This is a genomic window from Streptomyces sp. R-07, from assembly GCF_049913175.1.
Taxonomy (GTDB): domain Bacteria; phylum Actinomycetota; class Actinomycetes; order Streptomycetales; family Streptomycetaceae; genus Streptomyces.
In genome coordinates this window covers 3,872,173-3,897,414 of the sequence record NZ_CP183978.1, presented here as the reverse complement: position 1 = coordinate 3,897,414, position 25,242 = coordinate 3,872,173, and the positions used below count along the sequence as shown (strand labels likewise).

Annotated in this window: 21 protein-coding genes; 11 read left to right on the top strand and 10 right to left on the bottom strand. The window is 73.3% G+C overall.

Features of this window, described 5'->3' with window-relative positions; translation table 11 throughout:
* The first annotated feature begins 60 nt into the window (after window positions 1-60).
* Both ACN9M0_RS17735 and ACN9M0_RS17730 read left to right on the top strand, forming a co-directional pair.
* Window positions 61-1,650 (top strand): 3-hydroxyacyl-CoA dehydrogenase, encoded by a 1,590-nt coding sequence (locus ACN9M0_RS17735; RefSeq protein ID WP_426403887.1) that lies wholly within the window; start codon window positions 61-63, stop codon window positions 1,648-1,650.
* Window positions 1,647-2,240, top strand: a complete 594-nt coding sequence (locus ACN9M0_RS17730; protein ID WP_399696212.1) for a TetR/AcrR family transcriptional regulator — start codon at window positions 1,647-1,649, stop codon at window positions 2,238-2,240. Before ACN9M0_RS17735 ends, ACN9M0_RS17730 begins: the two co-directional genes overlap by 4 nt.
* 183 nt (window positions 2,241-2,423) lie before the next feature.
* Here ACN9M0_RS17730 and ACN9M0_RS17725 read toward each other — a convergent pair whose 3' ends face one another.
* Complete coding sequence (locus ACN9M0_RS17725) at window positions 2,424-2,963, bottom strand: Lrp/AsnC family transcriptional regulator (protein WP_399696211.1); 540 nt, start codon at window positions 2,961-2,963, stop codon at window positions 2,424-2,426.
* Window positions 2,964-3,140: 177 nt separating this feature from the next.
* On the opposite strand from ACN9M0_RS17725, the gene pdhA (ACN9M0_RS17720) reads away from it, so the two are divergent.
* From pdhA (ACN9M0_RS17720) to ACN9M0_RS17690, 7 genes are all read left to right on the top strand, one after another.
* Window positions 3,141-4,301 carry a pyruvate dehydrogenase (acetyl-transferring) E1 component subunit alpha gene (gene pdhA, locus ACN9M0_RS17720; RefSeq protein WP_399696210.1) on the top strand — a complete coding sequence of 387 codons (1,161 nt, stop codon included), beginning with the start codon at window positions 3,141-3,143 and terminating at the stop codon, window positions 4,299-4,301.
* Window positions 4,301-5,347 (top strand): alpha-ketoacid dehydrogenase subunit beta, encoded by a 1,047-nt coding sequence (locus tag ACN9M0_RS17715; protein WP_426403886.1) that lies wholly within the window; start codon window positions 4,301-4,303, stop codon window positions 5,345-5,347. The genes pdhA (ACN9M0_RS17720) and ACN9M0_RS17715 overlap by 1 nt, the downstream gene beginning before the upstream one ends.
* Complete coding sequence (locus tag ACN9M0_RS17710) at window positions 5,347-6,759, top strand: dihydrolipoamide acetyltransferase family protein (RefSeq protein WP_399696209.1); 1,413 nt, start codon at window positions 5,347-5,349, stop codon at window positions 6,757-6,759. Before ACN9M0_RS17715 ends, ACN9M0_RS17710 begins: the two co-directional genes overlap by 1 nt.
* A gap of 350 nt (window positions 6,760-7,109) precedes the next feature.
* Window positions 7,110-7,964 carry an NTP transferase domain-containing protein gene (locus tag ACN9M0_RS17705; protein WP_426403885.1) on the top strand — a complete coding sequence of 285 codons (855 nt, stop codon included), beginning with the start codon at window positions 7,110-7,112 and terminating at the stop codon, window positions 7,962-7,964.
* Window positions 7,961-9,409 carry a molybdopterin molybdotransferase MoeA gene (locus ACN9M0_RS17700; RefSeq protein ID WP_426403884.1) on the top strand — a complete coding sequence of 483 codons (1,449 nt, stop codon included), beginning with the start codon at window positions 7,961-7,963 and terminating at the stop codon, window positions 9,407-9,409. Before ACN9M0_RS17705 ends, ACN9M0_RS17700 begins: the two co-directional genes overlap by 4 nt.
* Window positions 9,406-10,491 carry a potassium channel family protein gene (locus ACN9M0_RS17695; RefSeq protein ID WP_399696205.1) on the top strand — a complete coding sequence of 362 codons (1,086 nt, stop codon included), beginning with the start codon at window positions 9,406-9,408 and terminating at the stop codon, window positions 10,489-10,491. The genes ACN9M0_RS17700 and ACN9M0_RS17695 overlap by 4 nt, the downstream gene beginning before the upstream one ends.
* A gap of 26 nt (window positions 10,492-10,517) precedes the next feature.
* Window positions 10,518-11,504 carry an NAD(P)H-quinone oxidoreductase gene (locus ACN9M0_RS17690; RefSeq protein WP_366037297.1) on the top strand — a complete coding sequence of 329 codons (987 nt, stop codon included), beginning with the start codon at window positions 10,518-10,520 and terminating at the stop codon, window positions 11,502-11,504.
* Between the two features lie 57 nt (window positions 11,505-11,561).
* Here ACN9M0_RS17690 and ACN9M0_RS17685 read toward each other — a convergent pair whose 3' ends face one another.
* From ACN9M0_RS17685 to ACN9M0_RS17660, 6 genes are all read right to left on the bottom strand, one after another.
* Window positions 11,562-12,107, bottom strand: a complete 546-nt coding sequence (locus ACN9M0_RS17685) for a bacterial proteasome activator family protein (RefSeq protein WP_366037298.1) — start codon at window positions 12,105-12,107, stop codon at window positions 11,562-11,564.
* Window positions 12,108-12,205: 98 nt separating this feature from the next.
* Window positions 12,206-15,070 (bottom strand): ABC transporter permease, encoded by a 2,865-nt coding sequence (locus ACN9M0_RS17680; protein ID WP_366037299.1) that lies wholly within the window; start codon window positions 15,068-15,070, stop codon window positions 12,206-12,208.
* Entirely contained in the window at window positions 15,067-15,801 is a 735-nt protein-coding gene (locus ACN9M0_RS17675) for an ABC transporter ATP-binding protein (RefSeq protein ID WP_189803029.1), read from the bottom strand. The genes ACN9M0_RS17680 and ACN9M0_RS17675 overlap by 4 nt, the downstream gene beginning before the upstream one ends.
* Before the next feature lie 137 nt (window positions 15,802-15,938).
* Window positions 15,939-16,667 carry a PadR family transcriptional regulator gene (locus tag ACN9M0_RS17670; RefSeq protein ID WP_426403883.1) on the bottom strand — a complete coding sequence of 243 codons (729 nt, stop codon included), beginning with the start codon at window positions 16,665-16,667 and terminating at the stop codon, window positions 15,939-15,941.
* Window positions 16,668-16,762: 95 nt separating this feature from the next.
* The gene (locus ACN9M0_RS17665; protein WP_426403882.1) at window positions 16,763-17,521 is read right to left on the bottom strand and encodes a hypothetical protein; all 759 of its coding nucleotides are present in this window, start codon (window positions 17,519-17,521) and stop codon (window positions 16,763-16,765) included.
* 177 nt (window positions 17,522-17,698) lie between these two features.
* Window positions 17,699-19,363 carry a protein kinase domain-containing protein gene (locus ACN9M0_RS17660; protein ID WP_426403881.1) on the bottom strand — a complete coding sequence of 555 codons (1,665 nt, stop codon included), beginning with the start codon at window positions 19,361-19,363 and terminating at the stop codon, window positions 17,699-17,701.
* A 286-nt stretch (window positions 19,364-19,649) separates the two neighbouring features.
* On the opposite strand from ACN9M0_RS17660, the gene ACN9M0_RS17655 reads away from it, so the two are divergent.
* Window positions 19,650-21,260, top strand: a complete 1,611-nt coding sequence (locus ACN9M0_RS17655; protein WP_426403880.1) for a protein kinase domain-containing protein — start codon at window positions 19,650-19,652, stop codon at window positions 21,258-21,260.
* Between the two features lie 64 nt (window positions 21,261-21,324).
* Here the strand turns inward: ACN9M0_RS17655 and ACN9M0_RS17650 are convergent, their stop codons facing one another.
* The 3 genes from ACN9M0_RS17650 to ACN9M0_RS17640 all read right to left on the bottom strand — a co-directional run bounded on the left by ACN9M0_RS17650 (window position 21,325) and on the right by ACN9M0_RS17640 (window position 23,711).
* A complete protein-coding gene (locus ACN9M0_RS17650) occupies window positions 21,325-22,341 on the bottom strand; it encodes a phosphotransferase (protein ID WP_426403879.1) in 1,017 nt (338 codons plus the stop codon).
* Window positions 22,342-22,356: 15 nt separating this feature from the next.
* Complete coding sequence (locus tag ACN9M0_RS17645; protein WP_426403878.1) at window positions 22,357-22,896, bottom strand: pyridoxamine 5'-phosphate oxidase family protein; 540 nt, start codon at window positions 22,894-22,896, stop codon at window positions 22,357-22,359.
* Between the two features lie 155 nt (window positions 22,897-23,051).
* Complete coding sequence (locus ACN9M0_RS17640) at window positions 23,052-23,711, bottom strand: response regulator transcription factor (protein ID WP_366037306.1); 660 nt, start codon at window positions 23,709-23,711, stop codon at window positions 23,052-23,054.
* Between the two features lie 338 nt (window positions 23,712-24,049).
* Between ACN9M0_RS17640 and pdhA (ACN9M0_RS17635) the strand changes: the two genes are divergently transcribed.
* Entirely contained in the window at window positions 24,050-25,240 is a 1,191-nt protein-coding gene (gene pdhA / locus ACN9M0_RS17635) for a pyruvate dehydrogenase (acetyl-transferring) E1 component subunit alpha (protein ID WP_366037307.1), read from the top strand.
* Window positions 25,241-25,242: the final 2 nt, after the last annotated feature.

Sequence of the window (25,242 nt, the reverse complement as noted above, 5' to 3'; positions counted from 1 at the left end):
TCGGTCGGGACAAGGGGGTCCGCCGATCCTGTGGAAAACCCATCGGGGAGGATCACTCCTATGAGCGCCAACGTGACCGTCAGGGGGAGCGACGACGTGACCGCCAGTGAGACCGCCGCCGTGGGACAGGACCGCATCGCCGCAGTCGGACGGGACCGCACCGTCGCCGTCGTCGGCACCGGGACCATGGGCCAGGGCATCGCCCAGGTCGCGCTGGTCGCCGGCCACCCGGTGCGGCTCTACGACAGCGCCCCGGGCCGGGCCGCCGAGGCCGTCGCCGCCCTCACCGCCCGCCTGGACCGGCTCGTGGCGAAGGGGCGCCTCGACGCCGCCGCCCGGGAGGCGGCCGTCGGCCGGCTGCACGCGGCCGAGGACCCCGCCGAGCTCGCGGACGCCGCCCTCGTGATCGAGGCGATCGTCGAGAACCTCCAGGTCAAGCAGCGGCTCTTCGCGGACCTGGCGAAGATCGTCGGCGACGACGCCGTCCTCGCCACGAACACCTCCTCCCTCTCCGTGACCGCCATCGCGGGAGGGCTGCGGCTGCCCGGCCGGTTCGTCGGACTGCACTTCTTCAACCCGGCGCCGCTGCTCCCGCTGGTCGAGGTCGTCAGCGGCTTCGCCACCGACCCGGACGTCGCCACGCGCGCGTACGAGACGGTCAAGGGCTGGGGCAAGACGCCGGTGCGCTGCGCGGACACCCCCGGCTTCATCGTGAACCGGGTCGCCCGCCCCTTCTACGCCGAGGCGCTCCGCGTCTTCGAGGAGGGCGGCGCGGACCCCGCCACCATCGACGCGGCGCTGCGCGAGTGCGGCGGCTTCCGCATGGGGCCCTTCGAGCTGACCGACCTCATCGGCCAGGACGTGAACGAGGCCGTCACGCGGTCGGTGTGGGACTCCTTCTACCAGGACCCCAAGTTCACCCCCTCGCTCGCCCAGCGCCGGCTCGTCGAGTCGGGTCGGCTCGGCCGGAAGACGGGCCAGGGCTGGTTCTCGTACGCGGAGGGCGCGGAGCGGCCCGAGCCGCACACGGCGGCGCCCGCGAAGGCGCCCGAGTGGATCACTGTCTGGGGTGACCTCGGGCCGGCGGAGCCGCTGGTGGGGCTCATCGAGGCGGCCGGAATCACGGTCCTGCACAAGAAGGGCGGCGGCCACATCGAGCTGCCGGGCGGCGGCGAGCTCAGCCTCACGGACGGCGAGACCTCCTTCGAGTACGACGCCGAGGCCATCATCTACTTCGACCTCGCGTACGACTACGCGGCCGCGAGCCGGATCGTGCTGTCGACCCGCGAGGACCTCGACCCCGGCGTCCTCGCCGAGGCGGTGGGGCTCTTCCAGGCGCTCGGCAAGCAGGTCTCCGTGATCGGCGACGTGCCCGGCATGATCGTCGCGCGGACGGTCGCGATGCTGGCCGACATCGCGACCGACGCGGTCGACCGGGGGGTCGCGACCGCGGAGGACGTGGACACGGCGATGCGGCTCGGGGTCAGCTATCCGGCCGGACCGCTGGAGTGGGCCGGCCGGGTCGGCCACCGGCGCATCAGCGGTCTGCTCCGCGAGCTGCACGCGCGGTACACGACCGGCGGCCGGTACGCCCCGGGGCTCGGCCTCGTGCGCCGGGCGGCCGCCGAGGACGCGGAGGACTCGCGATGACCACGGCGAAGCGCGACACGTACACCCCCGAGACGCTGCTCTCGGTCGCCGTGCGGGTCTTCAACGAGCGCGGTTACGACGGCACGTCGATGGAGCACCTCTCCAAGGCGGCCGGGATCTCCAAGTCCTCGATCTACCACCACGTGTCCGGCAAGGAGGAGCTGCTGCGGCGGGCGGTCAGCCGGGCGCTCGACGGGCTCTTCGCGGTGCTCGACGAGCCGGGCGCCGGGCGCGGCCGGGCCGTCGACCGGGTCGAGCACGTCACGCGCCGCACCGTCGAGGTGCTGATCGCGGAGCTGCCGTACGTGACGCTGCTGCTGCGGGTGCGGGGCAACACCGCCACCGAGCGGTGGGCGATGGAGCGGCGCCGCGAGTTCGACCACAAGGTGGCCGATCTCCTGAAGGCCGCCGCCGCCGAGGGCGACCTGCGGGCCGACGTGGACATCCGGCTCGCGACCCGACTGCTCTTCGGCATGATCAACTCGCTGGTGGAGTGGTACCGGCCGCATCCGGACGCGACGGCGGAGCGGGAGCAGCTCGCCGAGACCGTGGTCCACCTGGCCTTCGACGGGCTCAGGACGGCCCGCTGAGGCCTCGTACGGGCCCTGGGGCTTCGCACGCGGGCCTGGGGCGGCCCCTGAAGGCTTCCGTACGGGCCTGGGTGGCCCGCTGAGGCGCCGTACCGCGGGCCTGGGGTGGCCTCCTGAGGCTTCCGTACGGGCCTGGGCCGGCCTCGTGCGGCCCGCTGATCCCTCGTACGGGCTACTGAGGGCTCAGTGCCCCGTGGCCCGGTGGTCCGGGTCCAGGTCCGTCTCCTCGAAGACCAGCAGGGTCCGGGTGGAGAGCACCTCGGGGATCGACTGGAGCTTGGTGAGCACCAGCTCGCGCAGGGTCCGGTTGTCAGGGGTGTGGACGAGCAGCAGGACGTCGAAATCGCCGCTGACCAGGGCGATGTGCGCGGCTCCCGGCAGCGCCTGGAGCTGTTCGCGCACGGTCCGCCAGGAGTTCTGGACGATCTTGAGCGTGATGTAGGCGGAGGCGCCGTGGCCCGCCCGCTCGTGGTTGACGCGCGCGCTGAAGCCGCGGATCACCCCGTCGTCGATCAGCCGGTTGATCCGCGCGTACGCGTTGGCCCGGGAGACGTGCACCCGCTCGGCCACGGAGCGGATCGAGGCGCGGCCGTCCGTCTGCAGGATGCGCAGGATGTCGCGGTCGATGGCGTCCAGAGGGCGTGCCGGAGTCCCGGTGAGCCCTGCTGTCGGTCCCGGGGCGACGACCTGCTCCCAGTCGTCGGCCATTTGTTCATCCGCCATGTGCCCCCGCCTCTCTCCCGTGGACGACCTGCCCTTATCCCAGGCTGTGGAGAACCGTTTGTCCACAGGCTGGAGGTGCCTGTAGCCAAAATGCCTCCACGACCGAACAATCGGTAGGTGAGGCGCGCCACATTCGCGCCACCCGCCTTCGGGTCTTATGCCCGCTCCCACGAGGAGGTGGACTCGTTGCAACAGCGCAGTTCGACAGTCCAAGAGCCGCCCGGTGCCGTTTCCGCTGACCGGCACACCCCGCTGCCGGCCTGGCAGCCGCGTACCGACCCCGCCCCGCTGCTGCCCGAGGCCGAGCCGCTGCGCGTGCTCGGCACGGACGCCGTGGCCGACGCCGACCCCGCGCTGCTGCTCCGGCTCTACGCGGAGCTGATCCGCGGCCGCCGGTACAACACGCAGGCCACCGCCCTCACCAAGCAGGGCCGGCTCGCCGTGTACCCGTCCACCACCGGCCAGGAGGCGTGCGAGATCGCCGCCGCCCTCGCCCTGGAGGAGCGGGACTGGCTCTTCCCCTCGTACCGCGACACCCTGGCGGCCGTCGCCCGGGGCCTCGACCCCGTCCAGGCCCTGACCCTGCTGCGCGGCGACTGGCACACCGGGTACGACCCGCGCGAGCACCGCATCGCGCCGCTCTGCACCCCGCTGGCCACCCAGCTCCCGCACGCCGTGGGCCTCGCCCACGCCGCCCGCCTCAAGGGTGACGACGTCGTCGCCCTCGCCATGGTCGGCGACGGCGGCACCAGCGAGGGCGACTTCCACGAGGCGCTGAACTTCGCGGCCGTCTGGCAGGCCCCCGTGGTCTTCTTCGTCCAGAACAACGGCTTCGCGATCTCCGTGCCGCTCGCCAAGCAGACCGCCGCCCCCTCCCTCGCCCACAAGGCCGTGGGATACGGGATGCCGGGCCGGCTCGTCGACGGGAACGACGCGGTCGCCGTCCACCAGGTGCTGACCGAGGCCGTGGCCCGCGCGCGGCGCGGCGGCGGACCCACCCTCGTCGAGGCCATCACCTACCGGATCGACGCCCACACCAACGCCGACGACGCCACCCGCTACCGGGCGGCCGGCGAGGTCGAGGCCTGGCGGGCACACGACCCGATCCTCCTGCTCGAACGGGAACTGACGGAGCGTGGCCTGCTCGACGAGGACGGCAGGCGCGCGGCGGCCGAGGCCGCCGAGACGATGGCCGCGGACCTGCGTGAACGGATGAACGCCGACCCGGTGCTCGACCCGATGGAGCTCTTCTCCCACGTCTACGCGGAGCAGACCACGCAGCTGCGCGAACAGGCGGCGCAGCTGCGCGCCGAGCTCGAAGCCGAGGGTGAGGCGTGATGACGACCGCGACGACCGGCCCCGCGACGGCCAAGGCCGGCGGGAACGCCGGGAAGCCGAAGCCCGCCACGATGGCGCAGGCGCTCCAGCGCGCCATGCGCGACGCGATGGCCGAGGACCCGACCGTCCATGTGATGGGCGAGGACGTCGGCACCCTCGGCGGCGTCTTCCGGGTCACCGACGGGCTCGCCAAGGAGTTCGGCGAGGACCGCTGCACGGACACCCCGCTGGCCGAGGCGGGCATCCTCGGCGCGGCCGTCGGCATGGCCATGTACGGCCTGCGGCCGGTCGTGGAGATGCAGTTCGACGCGTTCGCCTACCCGGCGTTCGAGCAGCTGCTCTCCCACGTGGCGAAGATGCGGAACCGGACGCGCGGCGCGATGCCGATGCCGATCGTCATCCGCGTCCCGTACGGCGGCGGGATCGGCGGCGTCGAGCACCACAGCGACTCCTCCGAGGCCTACTACACGGCCACCCCGGGGCTGCACGTCGTCACCCCGGCCACCGTCGAGGACGCCTACGGGCTGCTGCGCGCGGCCATCGCCTCCGACGACCCGGTGGTCTTCCTGGAGCCCAAGCGGCTCTACTGGTCCAAGTCCGACTGGTCTCCCGAGGCGCCCGCGTCCGTCGAGCCGATCGGCAAGGCCGTCGTGCGGCGCCGGGGCACCGGCGCCACCCTGATCACCTACGGTCCCTCGCTGCCGGTCTGTCTGGAGGCGGCGGAGGCCGCGCAGGCCGAGGGCTGGGACCTGGAGGTCGTCGACGTACGCTCGCTCGTGCCGTTCGACGACGAGACCGTCTGCGCCTCGGTGCGGCGCACCGGCCGCGCGGTCGTCGTCCACGAGTCGACCGGCTTCGGCGGCCCCGGCGCGGAGATCGCCGCACGCGTGACCGAGCGCTGCTTCCACCACCTGGAGGCGCCGGTGCTGCGGGTCGCGGGCTTCGACATCCCGTACCCGCCGCCGATGCTGGAGCGGCACCACCTGCCGGGCGTGGACCGGGTCCTGGACGCGGTGGCGCGACTCCAGTGGGAGGCGGGGAACTGATGGCACAGGTCCTTGAGTTCAAGCTGCCCGACCTCGGTGAGGGACTCACCGAGGCCGAGATCGTGCGCTGGCTGGTCGCCGTCGGCGACGTCGTCGCCATCGACCAGCCCGTCGTCGAGGTCGAGACGGCCAAGGCCATGGTCGAGGTGCCCTGCCCGTACGGCGGTGTCGTCACCGCCCGGTACGGCGAGGAGGGCACCGAACTGCCCGTCGGAGCCCCGCTCCTGACGGTCGCCGTGGGCGGCACGGGTGCGCCGGAGGAGCTCGCGGAGGCCGCTCCGGGAGCGGGCCGGGCCGACGCCGAATCGGCCGTCTCCTCGGAGTACTCGGGCAACGTGCTCGTCGGCTACGGCACGGCCGGGCCCGCCGCCCGGCGCCGCCGGGTGAGCCACGCGAACCCGGCGGCCGCCCAGGCCCCGGCGGTCGCTCCCGCTCCGGTCGCCGCCCAGGCTCCCGCTGCGGCCCCGGCTGCCGCTCCCGCGGCCGTGGCGGTCGCTGCTCCCGTGTCCGCCGGGCACGCCGGCCCGGTGCCCGTCATCTCGCCGCTCGTGCGGAAGCTGGCCCGGGACCGGGGCCTCGACCTGCGGGAGGTGCGCGGATCCGGACCCGAGGGACTGATCCTGCGGGCCGACGTGGAGCTGGCCCTCGCGGCCCTGGAGCGGCCGGTCGCCGCCCCGGCGCCCGCCCCGAGCCCCGCCCCTGCCGCGGTTTCCGTCGCGGCGGCCGGGGAGCGGGTTCCGCTGCGCGGGGTCCGTGGCGCGGTGGCGGACAAGCTGTCCCGCAGCCGCACGGAGATCCCCGACGCGACCTGCTGGGTCGACGCCGACGCGACCGAGCTGATGGCGGCCCGGAAGGCGATGAACGCGGCCGGCGGGCCGAAGATCTCGCTCCTCGCGCTCCTCGCACGCATCTGCGTGCACGCCCTGGCCCGGTTCCCCGAGCTCAACTCCACGGTGGACACGGCCGCCCGGGAGATCGTCCGGCTGCCGTCCGTGCACCTCGGCTTCGCCGCCCAGACCCCGCGCGGGCTCGTCGTCCCCGTGGTCAAGGACGCGGGGACCCGGACGGCCGAGTCGCTGACGGAGGAGTTCGCCCGGCTGACGGAGGCGGCCCGGCAGGGTGCGATCACCCCGGCCGATCTGACCGGCGGCACGTTCACCCTCAACAACTACGGGGTGTTCGGGGTCGACGGCTCCACGCCGATCATCAACCACCCCGAGGCCGCCATGCTCGGTGTCGGCCGGATCATCCCCAAGCCCTGGGTGCACCAGGGCGAACTGGCCGTCCGTCAGGTGGTGCAGCTCTCGCTCACCTTCGACCACCGCGTCTGCGACGGCGGCACGGCGGGCGGCTTCCTGCGGTACGTGGCGGACTGCGTCGAGCAGCCTGCCGTCCTGCTCCGCACGATCTGACGCGGGCAGCCGCACCGGACGGTCTGTCCGGTGCGGCATCCCGGCGGTGCGGCATCCCGGCGGTGCGGCATCCCGGTGGTGCGGCATTCCGGTGGTGGGGCATCCCAGCGGTGCGGCATCCCGGTGGTGCGGTGGGCCGGCGCGCCCGCTCGGTCCAGCCGTCCGCCGGTCCAGCCGTTCGCTGGTGGTGGTTCGGTGCGGTCGCCTCCGGTCCGGCCGTTCGCCGGTGCGTTGCTTCGTTGTGGTTGGCCGTCGGTGCCTCTGTCCTTCGGCGCGTCTGTCCGTCCCGGCCGTCTCAGCAAGGGAGACGGGCCCGTCGGTGACGGGACCGGGCGGCCCATACTGCTGGGGTGACCACCGCATACGACGCCGTCGTGCTCGCCGGGGGCGCCGCCCGGCGCCTCGGCGGCTCCGACAAGCCCGCGGTACGGATCGGGGGCCGGACCCTCCTCGACCGGGTGCTCGCGGCCTGCCCCGACGCCGGCCTGACCGTGGTCGTCGCGGACCCCCGCCCGACCGCCCGGCCCGTCCGCTGGACCAGGGAGGACCCGCCCGGCGGCGGCCCGCTGGCCGCCCTCGGCGCCGGCGTACGGGAGACCGGCGCCGACGTCCTCCTCGTCCTCTCCGCCGACCTGCCCTTCCTCGACGGGGCCACCGTCCGCCGCCTCCTCGACGCGCTCGACGCGGCATCCGGCGCCGAAGCGGCGCTCCTCACCGACGCCGAGGGACGGGACCAGCCGCTCGTCGCCGCGTACCGCCGCACCCCGCTCCTGCGGGAACTGGCTCTCATCGCCGACCGGCGGGGCACCCTCGCCGACGGCCCGCTTCGTCTCCTCACCGCGGGACTGGGACTCACCCGGGTCGCCGCGGACCCCCTGGCCTCCTTCGACTGCGACACCTGGGAGGACATCGCCACGGCCCGGGCCCGCATCAGGGAGCATGGGACCGTGCTGGATGAATGGATCACCGCAGTCAAGGACGAACTGGGCATCGAACTGGACGTCGACACCGGCGTGCTGCTCGACCTCGCCCGTGACGCCGCCCACGGCGTGGCCCGCCCCGCCGCGCCCCTGACCACCTTCCTGGTCGGCTACGCGGCGGCGCGCGCGGGCGCCGAGGGCGGACCCGAGGCCGTCGCCGAGGCAGCCCGCAAGGCCGCGGCGCTCGCCCAGCGCTGGGCCGCCGAGCAGGACGAGGCCGGATGAGTCTGAAGGAGCCCGTCCCCGTGGCCCCCGGAACCGCCACCGGCGCGAAGGCCGAGCCGCCGCACCGGGCCACCGCCTGGCCCGAGGCGCGGGCCGCCGCCGTCCGCGCCGGGACCGCGGCGCGGGCCGGCCGCGAACCGCGGCGCCTCCCGCTCGGGCAGGCGCTCGGCCACGTCCTGGCCGAGCCGCTCCTCGCCCTCACCGACCTGCCCTCCTTCGACACCTCCGCCATGGACGGCTGGGCCGTCGCGGGTCCGGGCCCGGGCCCCTGGACCGTCCGCGCGGAGACACCCGTGCTCGCGGGCCACACGCCCGCCGCCGCGCTGGCCGACGGCGAGGCCGTACGGATCGCCACCGGCGCCCCCGTCCCGCCCGGGACCACCGCCGTCATCCGTACCGAGCACTCCCGTACGGAGCACACCGGAGCCCCCGCCGGGCCGGGCCTTCTGCTGCACGCCCTGCGCGAGGTGGTCTCCGGACAGGACATCCGCCCCCGGGGCCAGGAGTGCCGCTCCGGCGACGAGCTGCTGCCCGTGGGCACCGCCGTGACCCCCGCCGTTCTGGGCCTCGCCGCGGCCGCCGGGTACGACGAGCTCCCCGTGCCCTCGCGCCCCCGGGTCGAGGTCCTCGTTCTCGGCGACGAGCTGCTCGCGGCCGGTCTCCCCCACGAGGGGCTCATCCGTGACGCCCTCGGCCCGATGCTCGGCCCCTGGCTGACGGCGCTCGGCGCCGAGGTGCTCGCCACCCGGCGGATCGGCGACGACGCCGAGGAGCTGTACGAGGCCGTCACCGGCTCCGCCGCCGACCTGGTCGTCACCACCGGAGGCACCGCTGCCGGGCCCGTCGACCACCTCCACCGCGTGCTCGACAAGGCGGGCGCCGTGCTCCTGGTCGACGGGGTGAAGGTCCGCCCCGGCCACCCGATGCTCCTGGCGGCCCTGGGCGGCCGCCGCCACCTCGTCGGCCTGCCCGGCAACCCGCTCGCCGCGGTCTCCGGGCTCCTCACCCTCGCCGAGCCGCTGCTCGCCGCGCTGGCCGGGAGCCCTCCGGCCGGGAGCCCCTTGGCCGGGAGCCCTCCGGCCGGGAGCCCCTTGGCCGGGAGCCCTCCGGCCGGGAGCCCCTTGGAAGGGAGCGCGCCGGCCGGGAGCCCGACGGTCGGCACCGCCCCCTCCGGGGCACTTCTCTCGGGTGGCCGCGCCCCCGTGCGGGTCGAGGTGCACGGGCATCCCCATGACACCCGGCTCGTCCCGGTCGTCCGCCGGGGCGACGAGCTCGTTCCGCTGCACTACAACGGGCCGGCCATGCTCCGGGGCATCGCCGTCGCGGACGGCATGGCCGTCGTCCCGCCCGGCGGCGCCCGGTCCGGCCAGGAGCTGGATGTCCTCGACCTTCCCTGGCCGCCGACGTCGGGCGCCGTACCGGCCCAAGGAGCGTGTTTCACGTGAAACTTCCCAGCCGTGACGTGATGGCCCGCGATGCGGACGAGCGGATCTCGGGCCCGCAGGTCCGGCTGCCCCGCAGGGTCGTCCAGAAGCCGCTGCGCCAGGTCGGCAAACGGCTGCTCATGGCGCTCGGCGTGCTGGTCGTGACGATCCTCATCGTCTACGCCGACCGCGACGGCTACCACGACAACGCCGACGGGACGCTCGACTTCCTCGACTGCGCCTACTACGCGACCGTGACGCTCTCCACCACCGGATACGGCGACATCGTCCCGTACAGCGCCTCGGCGCGTCTCACCAACATCCTGCTGATCACGCCCCTGCGCGTGCTCTTCCTGATCATCCTGGTCGGCACCACTCTCGAGGTCCTCACCGAGCGGACCCGGGAGGAGTTCCGGCTGAACCGCTGGAGGTCCACCTTGCGTGACCACACCGTCATCGTCGGTTTCGGGACGAAGGGTCGGTCCGCGATCCAGACCCTCTGCGCGACCGGGCTCCGCAAGGAACAGATCGTCATCGTCGACCCCTCCAGCAAGGTGATCGAGACGGCGAACGCGGACGGTTTCGTCGGCGTCGTCGGCGACGCGACCCGCAGCGACGTGCTGCTCCGTGCCGAGCTGCAGCGGGCCCGGCAGATCGTGATCGCCACCCAGCGCGACGACACGGCGGTCCTGGTCACCCTGACGGCACGCCAGCTCAACCGGGGCGCGAAGATCGTCGCCGCGGTCCGCGAGGAGGAGAACGCGCCGCTGCTGCGCCAGTCCGGCGCGGACGCGGTCATCACCAGCGCCAGCGCCGCCGGGCGCCTGCTCGGCCTCTCCGTGCTCAGTCCCAGCGCCGGCACGGTGATGGAGGACCTCATCCAGCAGGGCTCGGGCCTCGACCTGGTGGAACGGCCGGTGACCAAGAACGAGGCCGGCAAGAGCGTGCGGGAGACCGGCGACCTGGTGGTGAGCGTGCTCCGCGGCCACCGGCTGCTCGGTTACGACGACCCCGCCGCCAGTCCGCTCCAGCTCACCGACCGGGTGATCACCATCGTGCGCGCCGCGCCGGTGACCCCGCTCTCCACGCCGCCGGAGGACTGACCCGCCGGACGAGTAGCCTCGCCGCCATGTATGCGATCACGATTCCGGAACCCGGCGGTCCCGAGGCCCTCGTCTGGGCGGAGGTTCCCGACCCCGTACCCGGCGAGGGCGAGGTCCTCGTCGAGGTGGTGGCGAGCGCGGTCAACCGCGCCGACCTGCTCCAGCGCCAGGGCTTCTACGACCCGCCGCCGGGCAGCTCCCCGTACCCCGGTCTGGAGTGCTCGGGCCGGATCACCGCGCTCGGCCCGGGGGTGTCCGGCTGGGCCGTCGGCGACGAGGTGTGCGCGCTGCTCGCCGGCGGCGGCTACGCGGAGAAGGTCGTGGTCCCGGCCGGCCAGCTGCTGCCGGTCCCGGAGGGCGTCGACCTGGTCACAGCCGCCGCGCTCCCCGAGGTCGCGTGCACCGTCTGGTCCAACATCTTCATGATCGCGCACCTGCGGCCGGGCGAGACGCTGCTCGTGCACGGCGGCGCGAGCGGGATCGGCACGATGGCGATCCAGCTGGCGAAGGCGGTCGGCGCGCGGGTCGCGGTCACCGCCGGCGGCCCCGAGAAGCTGGCGCGCTGCGCCGAGCTGGGCGCGGACATCCTCATCGACTACCGCGAGCAGGACTTCGTCGAGGAGCTGGCGAAGGCGACGGACGGGGCCGGCGCGGACGTCATCCTGGACATCGTGGGCGCCAAGTACCTGGAGCGGAACGTGAAGGCGCTGGCCGTGAACGGCCGGCTGGTCGTCATCGGCCTCCAGGGCGGGGTGAAGGGCGAGCTGAACCTCGGGGCGCTGCTCGCGAAGCGTGCCGCCGTCATGGCGACCACGCTGCGGTCCCGTCCGGCGGCGGAGAAGACGGCGATCGTCGCCGCCGTACGGGAACACGTCTGGCCGCTGATCGGCGCGGGCACGGTCCGGCCGGTCGTCGACCGGACGGTGTCGATGTCCGAGGCCGCCGAGGGGCACCGGGCGCTGGAGGACGGGCGTCACGTCGGCAAGGTGCTGCTGCTCGTACCGCGCGCCTGACCCGCGTGAGAAAGGGCCCGGCACACGAGGTGTGCCGGGCCCTTTTCCGAGCGTGACCTACAGGTACGGTCCCGAGCGGACCGCGTGGCCGTGGCCGTGGTCGTCGTCATCGTCCTGCGACGAGCCCGGAGGCAGCGCGCGGCGCATCTGCTCCAGCTGGGCGCGGGCCGCCATCTGCTGGGCGAACAGCGCCGTCTGGATGCCGTGGAACAGGCCTTCGAGCCAGCCCACCAGCTGCGCCTGTGCGATGCGCAGCTCCGCCTCGGAGGGGATCGCCTCGTCCGTGAACGGCAGGGAGAGCCGCTCCAGTTCCTCGACCAGCTCGGGCGCGAGCCCGTCCTCCAGCTCCTTCACGGAGCTGGCGTGGATGTCCTTGAGCCTGACCCGGCTCGCCTCGTCCAGAGGGGCCGCCCGTACTTCCTCCAGGAGCTGCTTGATCATGCTGCCGATCCGCATGACCTTCGCAGGCTGCTCGACCATTTCCGTCACCGGGACCTCGCGGGGTTCGTCGTCGCCCTGAGTGCCGCCGAGCGCCATCCCGTCCTGTCCCACGATGAGGACCTGGGGGCTCTCCTGCGACCTGTCATTCCTCGGCATCTCCATGCCGTCCATTCTCTCGTACACATGCGTCACCACACGGTGTGCCCCTGTACGGGGGTGATCCACCCTCGTACAGGGGCACAGGACGAGAACGAAGACCGTCAGGTCGCGGCGCGCCGGGCCAGCGCGCCGCGCGAGCGGGTCACCAGGGCGGCGAGCAGGGCCGCGCCGAGGGGGACGGCGACGAGCAGGCCGGCGAGGGTCTCCCAGGGGATGACGATCGGGACGTACGGCGGGGTCATGTCGCCGCTCCAGCCCTCGGCGAGGTTCTGTTCGTAGAAGCGGATCTGATCGCGCTCCTCGGTCAGCCGGAGCCCCATCGCGGGCAGCATTCCGGCGGCCGAGCCGAGGACCACGCCCATCGCGGCGACGACTCCGCACTGGAATCCGCTGAGCGTGCGCCGGACCCGGGGCGGGGCGCCCACGGCGGCGAGCGTCTTCAGGTCGGCCTCGGCGTCGGCCTGGGCGAGGCCGGTGGCGATGCCGGCGGCGCCGATGGTGACCAGGCCGGCGAAGATGGCCAGCGAGAGCAGGATGAGGCCGTACTCGTTGACGAAGCCCTCTTCCAGGTACACCTCGACGTTGCTGCCGAGCTTGGCGAGATCGCCGTCGAGCTTCTGGCGCTGCTCGCCGTCCGGGAGCCGGTCGGTGCTGACGTACACGCCCAGGGGCACCGTGGAGAGGCCGGCGGCCTTGGCGGTGGCCGGGGTCATGACGGCCTGGAGGCCGTAGGACTTCTTGTCGCCGGGCACCAGGTGGGCGGGCAAGGAGCTGACCTTGCCGGGGGTGGGGCGGCCCTCCTCGGAGGCCTTGTCGGCGGCGGCGATGTCGGTGATCTGCTTGATCCCGACGGTGCCGTTCTTGTCGACCAGGGCGCGGTTGAAGGCGACGATCCTGCCGTCGGCGAGGGCCTTCACGGTCGCGGGGTCGTCGAGACCGAGGACCTGGAGCAGCTTGGCGTCACCGACGAGCAGGCCGCCGTCGGAGATGTACATCCCGCTGCTCGCGGAGTCCTTGCACCGCCAGTCCTCGGTGAGCAGCTTCCGCCGCTGCTCGGGCGTGAACTTCTCCGAGGGGTCGCCGCCGCCCGGGACCGCCGCGTACAGCGGACATTCGTTCGCCGGGGGGACGAGGACCTCGTAGCGGCCGCAGCTCGGGTCGCCGCCCCAGGGCGGGCAGCCGGGCTTGCCGACCGAGACGCGCTCCACATCGGCGCGGACGTCCACGGGGAAGTGACGCTGGACGGCGTCGCGGACGGCGGGGACGTCCCGGCCGCCCTCCTCGGAGACGAAGGCGGCGGCGACGCCGTACGGCAGCTTGGCCTCGTACTCGGCCCTGTTCTGGGCCTCGCGGCTGGCCATGTACGTGGAGACGGCGACCGTGCCCGCGACGGCGGCGAGGACGGCGGCGACGGCCGGTGCCGTACGGCCCCGGTTGCGGACGGCGTCCCGCAGCGCGAGGCGCGGAGAGAGCGGCAGCCAGCGGCCGGTCCGCCCGAACAGGCCGACCAGGGCCGGGGTCATGGCGACCACGCCCAGCTCGGCGAGGGCGGAGCCGGCCGCCACGAGGGCGACCTGCTGGCTGACCATGGAGCCGAAGAGGGCGATCGCACCACCGAGCAGGAGCGCCCCGAGACCGATCAGGGGCAGCACCCGGCTGCTGCGGCGGACGCCGCGCCGGCCGGTGAGCGAGGCGAGCACGGTCTGCCGGGAGGCGGTGACGGCCGGGACGATCGCGGCGAGCAGGCCGGTCAGGACCGCGAGCAGCGCGATGCCGAGCAGTTCGAGGGGCCGGATGTCGAAGGCGCCGAACCGCTGCCCCATCGTCGATTCGAGGAGCGGCTGGAGCGCCAGGGTGAGGATCAGGGCGAGGACCGTACCGGTGACCGCCGCGGCGATACCGATGACCAGGCCGCCGCTCAGCACGATGGCCCGGATGTGGCTGCGGGCACCGCCGTTGGCCCCGACCAGGCCCAGCTGGCGGCGCGAGCGGCGGGCGCCGACCGCGAAGGCGGGTCCGGCGAGCAGACAGATCTCCAGCATCGCCAGGCCGACGACGGTGGCGAGGGAGGCGAGTTCGGCGGCGTCGGCCGCGGGGCTGGAGTCGTAGTCGCCCCAGCCGTCCTTCTGGTTGAGCGGGACCTCGGACTCGGCGGGCGGGTCGAGCAGCACGGCACGCGAGACGACGACGACACCCCGGGAGTTGATCTCCTTGACGGTGTTCCACGTGAAACCACCGGGCTTGCGCACCAGGTAGGACACGGAGGTGTCGGGTGCGGGCAGACCGGCCTTCTCGACGGCCTTCGCGTACGGGGCGAGGAAGGCCCCCGGCAGCGCGTTGACCTGGTCGGTGTTGAGGGAGTCGGGAAGTTCGTAGGCGCCGACGATCCGGTACGGGCGATCGAAGTTGCGAGCGGAAAGGGTCGAGCCGACCGACAGACCGCTGGACTCCAGGAAGTGCGAGGTCGCCATGACCTCGTCGTTCTTCTCCGGGAAACGCCCCTCCAGGAGCGACATGATGCCGCGGGCGATCGGATCGGACGCCTTGAGCTCACGCACGTCGGTCATGAGCAGACCGTGGGCCGTCGTCAGCTTGGCCGAACCGGCGGTGTCCGTGAGGACGGTGGAGCCCGCGGGCACGGCCTTGGTGACATCGGTGGAGCCGGACGGCCACGGCTCGTTGTCGTAGTCCTTGACCGTCGTGTGCATCTCGCCGGTCGGGTCCTGGAAGATCGGGACGCCGCCGACCTGGGCGTCCCTGAAGCGCGCGTCGGCCGCGCCGATGGTCCGCTCCACCCGCTCGGCGGGGGAGAGTTCGGAGCTGCGGTAGGTCAGATCGAGGGCGCTGACGCCCAGGATGGGCAGCGCGATCATCGCGAGGACGAGAGAGCTGCGGCCCTTGGAACGCCAGGCGTCGCGGCGGGCTATGCGGATCGCGGCCCGCCAGGAGTGGAACCAGGTCTTCACGCCTCAGCCACCTGGCCCGAGAGAAGCGAATCGGCCTCGCTGCGCACGGTCTGGTCGACGATGGCGCCGTCCCGCAGGAACACCACCCGGTCGGCCCAGGCCGCGAACCGCGGCTCGTGGGTGACGAGGACACCGGCGGCACCCGCGTCGCAGCGGGTGCGGAGCAGCGCGAGCACGGACTCGCCGGTCTCGGAGTCGAGGGCGCCGGTCGGCTCGTCGGCGAGGACGAGCCGGCGGTCGCCGACGAGGGCGCGCGCGATGGCCACGCGCTGCTGCTGGCCGCCGGACATCTCGTCGGGGAAGCGGTCGGCGAGGTGGCCGAGGCCCATCTCCTCCAGGGCGGCGACGGCCTCGACGCGCGCCTTGCGGGCGGAGGTCCCGTCCAGCTCGCGGGGCAGGGCGACGTTCTCGGCGGCGGTCAGGGCCGGGATGAGGTTGTAGTCCTGGAAGACGTACCCGATGCTGCGGCGGCGCAGGGCAGCGAGCTCCTTGACGCTCGCGGTGGTGATGTCGGTGTCCTCGACGATCACCCGGCCCGAGCTGGGGGTGTCCAGGCCGCCCGCGATGGTGAGCAGCGTGGACTTGCCGGAGCCCGACGGGCCCATGACGGCGACGAGTTCGCCGGGGTACACGGCGAGGTCGATGCCGCGCAGGGCATGCACCTCGGTGGCGCCCGCGCCGTGGACGCGGGTCAGGTTCTGGAGTTGCAGCACGGGCTGCTGTGTCGACATGGAGGGGTCCCCCCGTTGGCCGTACGCGGCGGTCGGCCGGGTACGGGAGCGTGCGGTGGAAGGTGGTGCGTCAGCGGTACGGGCGGGGCGCGACTGTGCGGTGGACGCGCCCCGTGCGGACCGGTGGTTCGAGTGGGCTAAGGGGCCGAGGTGCCCGGGGCGACCGAGGTGCTGGGCGCGATCGGGGCAGCCGGGGTGGCAGGGGAAGCAGGGGAAGCAGGAGAAGCAGGCGCGGCCGGGGCAGCCGACACGGCCTGGGCCGCGGGTGCGGCCGCGGGGGTCCCCGGCGTCCCCGGCATCCCCGCGGTCCCCGGCGTGGTCATCGTCGACAGGCGGATCAGCCGGGACTCGCAGTGGTCCAGCCAGCGGGCCTCCGCCTCGGTCTGGAAGATCAGCTGCTCCAGGACGAGCAGCCAGGCCACGTCGTCCCGCTCCCGGGCCCCTCCCCCCTCGACGGCGAGCAGGGCCTGCGCCTTGAGCCGGGTGTAGTCCTGCATCGCCTTCACGGTGTGCCGGCGCTGGGACTGGATCACGGCGCGGATGTCGACGCCGGGCGCGCCCACGGCCATGGCGAGCTTGATGGCCAGCTCGTCGCGGGCGGGGCTGGTGCGGTCCACCGGCTTCTCGAACCAGGTCCTCAGCTCGGCGCGGCCGCTGTCGGTGATCGCGTAGAGCGTGTGCCCGGCCGTGTCCTCGCCGCCCTGGGCGACCATGCCGTCGCGCTCCAGCCGGTTGAGGGTCGTGTAGACCTGGCCGACGTTGAGCGGCCAGGTGGAGCCGGTGCGGGACTCGAACTCCGTACGGAGCTGGGAGCCGTAGCGAGGGCCGCGTTCGAGGAGGGCGAGGAGCCCGTGGCGGATCGACATACTCAGTATGTATACCGGGTATGCCGCGGCGGACAACCGTCCTGAGGGGGAAGCGGGAGGTCCGACTCAAGGGGGACCCCGCGGTCCCGGCGGGGTCAGCGGCGGCGCATCCGGAGCCCGAGGAAGCCGATGCCGAGCCCCATCAGGGCCAGCCCCACGCCCAGGGTGAGGACGGGAATCCGCTGGTCGACGAGGGTGGGCGAGGCCTCGGACGCGAGGCCGGGCGCCCCGGCGGGCTGGCTGGCGGGCGCCGCCTCGGGCAGCGCCGGGTCCTCCTCGCGTACCGCGTCGTCGGCCTCTTCGGCGGCCCCGTGCTCGCGCGAGGTTGTAGCGGTTTCGGTACGAGAGGGGCCGGGGGACGGTGCCGTGGCGCCCGGCGAGGCGGAGGCGCCGGCGGACTCGGTGCGTCCCGGGCGGGGCCGCCCCTCGCCGGCGGGCCGGCCCGCGAGGGAGGCGGAACCGCTCGGGGCGGGGGCGTCGGAGGGCTCGGCGCTCGGCGCGTCCGGGGAGGCCGGCGCCCCGGTGCCGGTGGGCGCGGGCGCGGGGAAGCCGGGGGCGCGGGTGCCTCCCGGCGGGCGGGTGCCTCCCGAAGGGCCTTCCGGGGGACGCGTGCCTCCCGTGGAAGAAGAAGGGGAGGGGGAGGCGGACGGGGAGGGGTCGACCGGCGTCGCGGTCGGCGAGGGCGCGGCGGAGGACGGGCTCACCGGCGTCGGGGCCGTGGTGCCCACCGAGGTGCCGGGGCCCTCCGCCGTGTACGCGACGGGCGCGGCGTACAGGGCGCAGGCGCAGGTGAACGCGCAGGTGAGCGCGGGGCGAAGAGCCCGCACGCGTGCCTTGCGGAGTGCTGGAGTCACCGGGTGACCCCCTCCCGTACCGAGCCGCCGAGATGGTCAACTCAGCGTCACATGTCGGAACAGTTCCGGCATCCGGGACGGGGCAGGGGGCGTACGGGGTCACCCGTGACCACTGCGGCGGGTCACTTGTGACCTCAGCTGCGGGTCACTTGTGACCTCAGCGGCGGGTGGGCCGCTCTACTGCGGCGGGTTGCCCGTCGAGTACTTGAGGGTGAACTCGGCGTCCTTGTCCGTGATGTCCTGGCCGGCCGGCGGGTACTGCTCCAGGACCGTGTCCTCGCCGTACGTGGACTCGTCCACCGGGGTCTCGGTCATGATCTTCCACCCCGCCGCCTGGACACAGTCCTTCACCGACTGGAGGTTCTTGTAGGTGAAGTTGGGGACCTCGAACTTGCTGGGGTCGTCGCTCGACTCCGAAGGCTGCGTGCACTTCTTCGTGTCGATGGTCTTGGTCAGGTCGGGACCCTTGTGGCCGGGGGTCGCCGACTGGCTCTGCTGCGTGTCCGTGCCGCCGGTCCCGCCCGCCTGCGGGTCCTCCTTCTTGTCCCACGTGAGCGCCACGACCAGGCCGCCGACCGCGAGCAGCGCGACGGCGATCGCGCCGACGATCACCGGGGTGTTCCGACGGGAGCCGCCGGACGCGACCGGGGCGGGGGAGGGCATGGGCGCCGGCGTCGGCGCGTACGGCGCGGGGGCCGGGGTCTGGTAGGCCGGTGCGACGGGAGCCGGGGTCTGGTAGGCCGGCGCGGGCGTCGGCGCCTGCTGCGGGTAGCCGTACGCGGGGGCGGGCGCCGGGGTCGCGGGGCCGTACGGGCCGGGCTGCGGCGTCGGCGGCAGGTAGGGCTGCTGCACGCCGTGCGGGCCGGGCGGCGGGGTCTGGCCGACGGGCGGGAAGACCGCCGAGCCGACGCCCGCACCGCTGCTGACCGGACCGCCCTGGACGATCATCGGGGCGCCCGTCTGGCCGGCCGAGAGCACCCGCAGGCACTCGTCGCGCATCGCCGCCGCGCTCGGGAACCGCTCGTTCGGGTTCTTCCGCAGCGCGCGGGCGACGAGCGCGTCCATCGCCGGCGTCACCGAACGGTTGACGGAGGACGGGGCGACCGGCTCCTCCTGCACGTGCGCGTACGCGATGGCGAGCGGGGAGTCGGCGTCGAAGGGCAGACGGCCCGTCAGCAGCTGGAAGAGCATGATCCCGACCGAATAGAGGTCGGAGCGGGCGTCCACCGCGCGGCCGAGGGCCTGCTCGGGGGAGAGGTACTGCGGGGTGCCGACGACCATGCCGGTCTGCGTCATCGAGGTGACGCCGGACTGCATGGCCCGGGCGATGCCGAAGTCCATGACCTTGACCACGCCGCGCTTGGTCGTCATCACGTTGCCCGGCTTGATGTCGCGGTGGACCAGGCCCATCTCGTGGCTGACCTCGAGGGCGGCCAGCACGTCGGCCGTGACCTTGAGCGCCTTGTCGGCCGGCATCGCGCCGTACTGCTGGACGTCCGAGGCGAGGACCGAGCCGAGCGGCTGCCCCTCCACGTACTCCATGACGATGTACGGCATGACGGCGCCGTCGAGGGTGTCCTCGCCGGTGTCGAAGACCGAGACGATGTTCGTGTGCGACAGCTTCGCGACGGCCTGCGCCTCGCGGCGGAACCGCTCGCGGAAGGACTGCTCCCGGCCGAGCTCGGTGTGCAGCGTCTTGATGGCGACCTGCCGGTCGAGTGCGCTGTCGTACGCCAGATACACCGACGCCATGCCGCCCTCGCCGAGAAGGTCACGCAGCTGGTACCGGCCGCCCGCGACCGAACCGCCCGCATAGCGGCCCTGTGCGCCGTCCTGGCTCATCTGTGCTTCCCCCTACGCGCGCGTGGCGGCGTTGATCCGGAATTTCCTGGCCAAGTCTGCCCCAGGGCAGTGACACGTCAAGCCGGGCACCGGTTCGGTGCCCGTTCCGTGACCCTCCGCACAGGAAGCTTCGCCGAAGCGTTTCCGCGGTCCCGGAGGAACCCCGTCGAATTTGCACAGGCGTACGTCGAGGGGGTTGGATGGCCGGTCCATCTCGAACCGTGGTGTCGCACGGAGCCTGTAGCGTGACGACTGGACACGGCACGACAGACGACGGCGAGGACTGATGGCACCCGAATCCGGAGCAGGTGGCGGTGTGCCGGACGCGTCGGCGGAATCCTGGGGCGAGGGCGGAGTCGTCGGCGACGGCCGTTACCGCCTGACGCACCGTCTGGGCCGGGGCGGCATGGCGGAGGTCTTCGCCGCCGAGGACGTACGGCTGGGCCGCACCGTGGCCGTCAAGCTGCTGCGCGCCGATCTCGCCGAGGACCCGGTCTCCAAGGCCCGTTTCACCCGCGAGGCGCAGTCCGTCGCCGGGCTCAACCACCACGCCATCGTCGCCGTGTACGACTCCGGCGAGGACCTGGTGGGCGGCCGGCCCGTGCCGTACATCGTGATGGAGCTGGTCGAGGGCCGCACCATCCGTGACCTGCTGCTCAGCGCCGAGGCGCCCGGTCCCGAGCAGGCGCTCATCATCGTCTCCGGGGTCCTGGAGGCGCTGGCCTACTCGCACCAGCACGGCATCGTGCACCGCGACATCAAGCCGGCGAACGTGATCATCACGCACGGCGGTGCGGTGAAGGTCATGGACTTCGGCATCGCGCGCGCCCTGCACGGCGCGCAGTCGACGATGACCCAGACCGGCATGGTCATGGGCACCCCGCAGTACCTCTCCCCCGAGCAGGCCCTCGGCAAGGCGGTCGACCACCGCTCCGACCTGTACGCGACGGGCTGCCTCCTCTACGAGCTCCTCGCGCTGCGGCCCCCGTTCACCGGCGAGACGCCGCTGTCCGTCGTGTACCAGCACGTCCAGGACACCCCGATCCCGCCGTCCGACGTCACGCACTCCGTGCCGCCGGAGCTCGACGGCCTGGTGATGCGCTCGCTCGCGAAGGACCCGGACGACCGGTTCCAGAGCGCCGAGGAGATGCGCGGGCTGATCCAGTACAGCCTGCAGATGCTCCAGCAGCAGGGCGGCCACACCGGCATGTGGAACACCGGGCCGGTCGAGATGCACGACGGCGGGCACACGCCGGGCGGCGGCATGGCCGCGACGACCGCGATGGGTCACCCGATGCACGGCGAGACCGCGCAGGGCCCGATCCTCCCGCCGATGAACCCGAACGACGGCGGGTACGGCGGTTACGACGGCGGCACGGGCGGCACCGGCGGCTACGGCCAGGACGGCTACGGCTCGCAGAACGGCGGCAACGGCGGCCGGGGCAAGATCTGGCTGTTCGCCGCGCTCGCGCTGATCGCGGTCGTCGCGGGTGTCGTCTTCGCCCTCGACAAGGCGGGCGAGCGGGACGGCACCACGGGCGGCACCACGCCGACCGTCACCAACTCGCCGTCGACGGCCTCCGAGGAGCCCACGCCCTCGGAGGAGCCCACCCAGGACCAGACCGAGGAGCCGGGCACCTCCAGCGGCGGCTCGACGCAGGACACGTGGAACCCGCCGACGACGGATACGCCGACCGAGACCACGGGCACGCCGACGACCGAGCCGCCGACGCCGACGACCACGCCGCCGACCGAGCCCACGAAGACGGACGAGCCGACGGGCGAGCCGACGACCGAGCCCCCGACGGAGCCGACGGGCGAGCCGACCGACGACTCCTCCGGCGGCAACGGCAACCCGGACACCCCGCCGCCGGGCTCGGGCACCGAGACCGGCTGACGAAGCCCCGGGCTACCGGAGCCCTCAGGGCCCCCGGAGCCTCGGAGCCCCGCCTTCGCCGTGCTCAGCCGGCGAAGGCGTCGCGGACCGCCGCGTACTCACGCGTCCACCAGACCGCCAGGGCCGACACCGCGGGAAACTGCGGGTCGGCCCTGCGGTCGTGCAGCTGGTAGCGCCAGCGCAGGGTCCAGAAGTCGTTGAGCCGCTCCCACCACACCCGGTGCGCCGCCGCCGCCAGCTCGGCGCCGTCCGCGCCCGTCGCCCGCCGGTACGCGCGCGCGTACGCCCGCACCTTCTCCAGGGCCAGCTCCCCCTCGGGCCGTACGAAGAAGATCGCGGCCGCTCTGACCGCCTCCTCCGCCCTGGGGCGCACCCCGAGCCGGTCCCAGTCGACGATCGCGGCGGGCTCCGCTCCCCGGTACAGCAGGTTCAGCGGGTGGAAGTCGCCGTGCACCCAGCCGGCGGCGGAGGCGGGCGGCGGCCGGTGGTGGGCGTGCTGGGCGAGCAGCCTGCGCCGCTCCCTGAGCCGGTGCTCGGCGAGCGCGTCGAAGCTGTCGCGGGGGCGGTGCGCGCGGGCGAGGCGGAGCAGTTCCTCGATGGCCAGGAAGGTGTCCTCGGGGCGGGCGCTCTCGTGGTCGCCGCCCGGCGGCGGGGACTCCATGACCTGCTCCAGGCAGGTGTGGACGCGGCCGAGGAGCGTGCCGAGGCGGCGGGAGCAGCCGGTGGAGAGCTGGGCGCCGTCGCGGTGGCGGCCGTCGACCCAGGGGTGCAGGGCGTAGCAGTTGCCGCCGACGAGCGCGACCGTGCGGCCCCGGCTGTCGGGGAGCGGCGGGGCCACGGGCAGGCCGAGGGCGTGCAGGCGCTGGGTGGCCTGGTGCTGGCGGGTGATGGTGGCCCGGTCGGAGGTGGGGGCGTCCAGGTGCTGCTTGAGGAAGTAGGCGCCGCGGGTGGTGGCGAGCCGGTAGCCGCGGTTGAGCAGGCCCTCGGTCACGGGGACGCAGGAGAGGGGCTCGCCGACGTCCCGGTAGCGGCGCAGGAGGGGGCCGAGGGGCGGAGCGAGACATACAGATGAGCGCGGCACTCCGCAGATGTTAGATCACGCTGCGTTGTGAAGGTGTCGCTCCTCGGAACGGCCGTCGGAGCGAGCTCCGGGGGACGTCCCGGACGGGTCCTCGGAGGGCTTCTCGGTGGGTTCCTCGGCGGGACTCCGGGGCGTGTTCCCGGTGGGCGTCGCCGTCTCCGGCCGCCCGCTGTAGTCCAGCTCGTGGACCGTCACGAACTGCGGTTCGATCCGCATGAACACCGGGGTGAAGGGCTCGCCGTCCACCCGCACGGGCTCGGGGCCGAAGGCCGCCACCTCCTCCGGTGTCGGCTCGACGATCTCGGCGGTGCCGGTGAACTGCACGGACCAGATCCGGTCGGCCCCGGAGTCGCAGTTGTCCGCGCCGTACGCGACGACGCTGCCGTTGCAGGCGCGGTGGTAGCCGAGGCCCCGGTGCATCCGGAGCAGGACGCGGCCGCCCGCCACGACGTGGCGGGCGGGGGCGACGAACGGCATCGCCCGCATGCTCGTCGCCACCCGGCCGTACGACACGCGGCTGAGCAACTCGATGGCGCGGATCTCGTCGGTGGACATGGTCTCCACTCTCCGCCACCGCACCGTGTCGGAAAAGGGGCCCCTGCCCCGGTTCGACGGGGACGTAGGTCCCGAATCCGGTTCGCCGGCCCCGCCCGGGCCCGTACGGGTGAGGCACGGGCCGGGCCGGTCGGAGTCCCGGGGGACCAGGGACGTCAGTGGCGCTCGGCCTGGAGCCTCGCCACGAACGCCGCCGCCTGCGAGCGCCGCTCCATGCCCAGCTTCGACAGCAGGCTGGAGACGTAGTTCTTGATGGTCTTCTCCGCGAGGTGGAGGCGCTCGCCGATGACCCGGTTGGTCAGGCCCTCGCCGATCAGGTCCAGGATCTTGCGCTCCTGCTCCGTCAGGTTGGCGAGCTTGTCGTCGCGCTTCGGGTTGTTGCCGTCGCGCAGCCGCTCCAGGACCCGGGCGGTGGCCACCGGGTCGAGCAGCGACTTGCCGGCCGCCACGTCCCGCACGGCGTTGAGGAGTTCGTTGCCCCGGATGGCCTTGAGGACATAACCCGAGGCCCCGGCCATGATCGCGTCGAAGAGCGCCTCGTCGTCCGCGTACGAGGTCAGCATCAGGCACTTGATCGATTCGTCCTGCGAACGAATCTCCCGGCACACCTCCACGCCGCTGCCGTCCGGGAGCCGGACGTCGAGGACGGCGACGTCGGGGCGGGTCGCGGGGATCCTGACCAGCGCGTCTGCCGCCGTCCCGGCCTCGCCGACCACCTCGATGTCGTCCTCCACGGAGAGCAGCTCGTGGACCCCGCGCCGCACGACTTCGTGGTCGTCCAGCAGAAATACCCGGATTTTTCCTTCTTCGCGCACCCGGTCAGTCTCACATATTGGGTCTTCCGGCGCCCGGGGTGCGCGGGATAACGTGCCGGGTGTTCCGACGACGGCGTCGGGCCGTTGTCCATGCGCTGACCAGGGCCGAGTCCCCCATTTCTCGATTTACTTGGAAATCCAAGCAAAATCGCAGGTCAAATGGGGTTTCGCGGGAATGACGCACTATGGGTAACGTGCCTATGACGGCGCTCGCCGGGGCACCTGTCACGCCCGACTCCGGCCGCGTCGCACCCACCCCGTGCGAAGGGTACGGATAAGGCGGAGCCGCACTGGCTTACCGGCGAACCCGGAGGCCGGACCGACGGAGGAGCACGCACGTGACCGTGGAGAGCACTGCCGCGCGCAAGACGACGCGACGCAGCAGCGGCACCAAGCGCGCCGCAAGCGCGAGCACCAGCACCACCAAGAAGACGAGTACGAAGCCCGCCACGGCCTCGGAGCCCGAGCTCGTCCAGCTGCTGACGCCCGAGGGCGAGCGCGTCCAGCACCCGGACTACGACATCGACCTGAGCGCCGAGGAACTGCGCGGCCTCTACCGTGACATGGTCCTCACCCGTCGTTTCGACGGCGAGGCCACCTCCCTCCAGCGCCAGGGCGAGCTGGGCCTGTGGGCCTCGCTGCTCGGCCAGGAGGCCGCCCAGATCGGCTCCGCCCGGGCCCTGCGGGACGACGACTACGTCTTCCCGACCTACCGCGAGCACGGTGTCGCCTGGTGCCGCGGGGTCGATCCGACGAACCTGCTGGGAATGTTCCGCGGCGTGAACAACGGCGGCTGGGACCCCAACACCAACAATTTCCACCTGTACACGATCGTCCTCGGCTCGCAGACCCTGCACGCCACCGGCTATGCCATGGGCATCGCCAAGGACGGCGCGGACTCCGCCGTGCTCGCGTACTTCGGTGACGGCGCCTCCAGCCAGGGCGACGTCAACGAAGCGTTCGTCTTCTCCGCGGTCTACAACGCCCCGGTCGTGTTCTTCTGCCAGAACAACCAGTGGGCGATCTCCGAGCCCATCGAGAAGCAGTCGCGCGTCCCGCTCTACCAGCGTGCCCGCGGTTTCGGCTTCCCCGGTGTCCGCGTCGACGGCAACGACGTCCTCGCGTGCCTGGCCGTGACCCGGTCGGCCCTGGAGCGCGCCCGGCGCGGTGAGGGCCCGACGCTCGTCGAGGCGTTCACCTACCGCATGGCCGCCCACACCACCTCCGACGACCCGACCCGCTACCGCCGCGACGCGGAGCGCGAGGCGTGGGAGGCGAAGGACCCGATCCTGCGCCTCAAGGCGTACCTGGAGAACGAGGGCCACGCCGACGCCGCCTTCTTCGAGGAGCTGGAGGTGGAGAGCGAGGCCCTCGGCAAGCACGTCCGCGAGGTCGTCCGCGCCATGCCCGTCCCGGAGCACATGGCGATGTTCGACAACGTGTACGCGGACGGGCACGCGCTCGTCGACGAGGAGCGCGCCGAGTTCGCCGCCTACCAGGCGTCCTTCACGGGCGGAGAGGCCGAGTAATC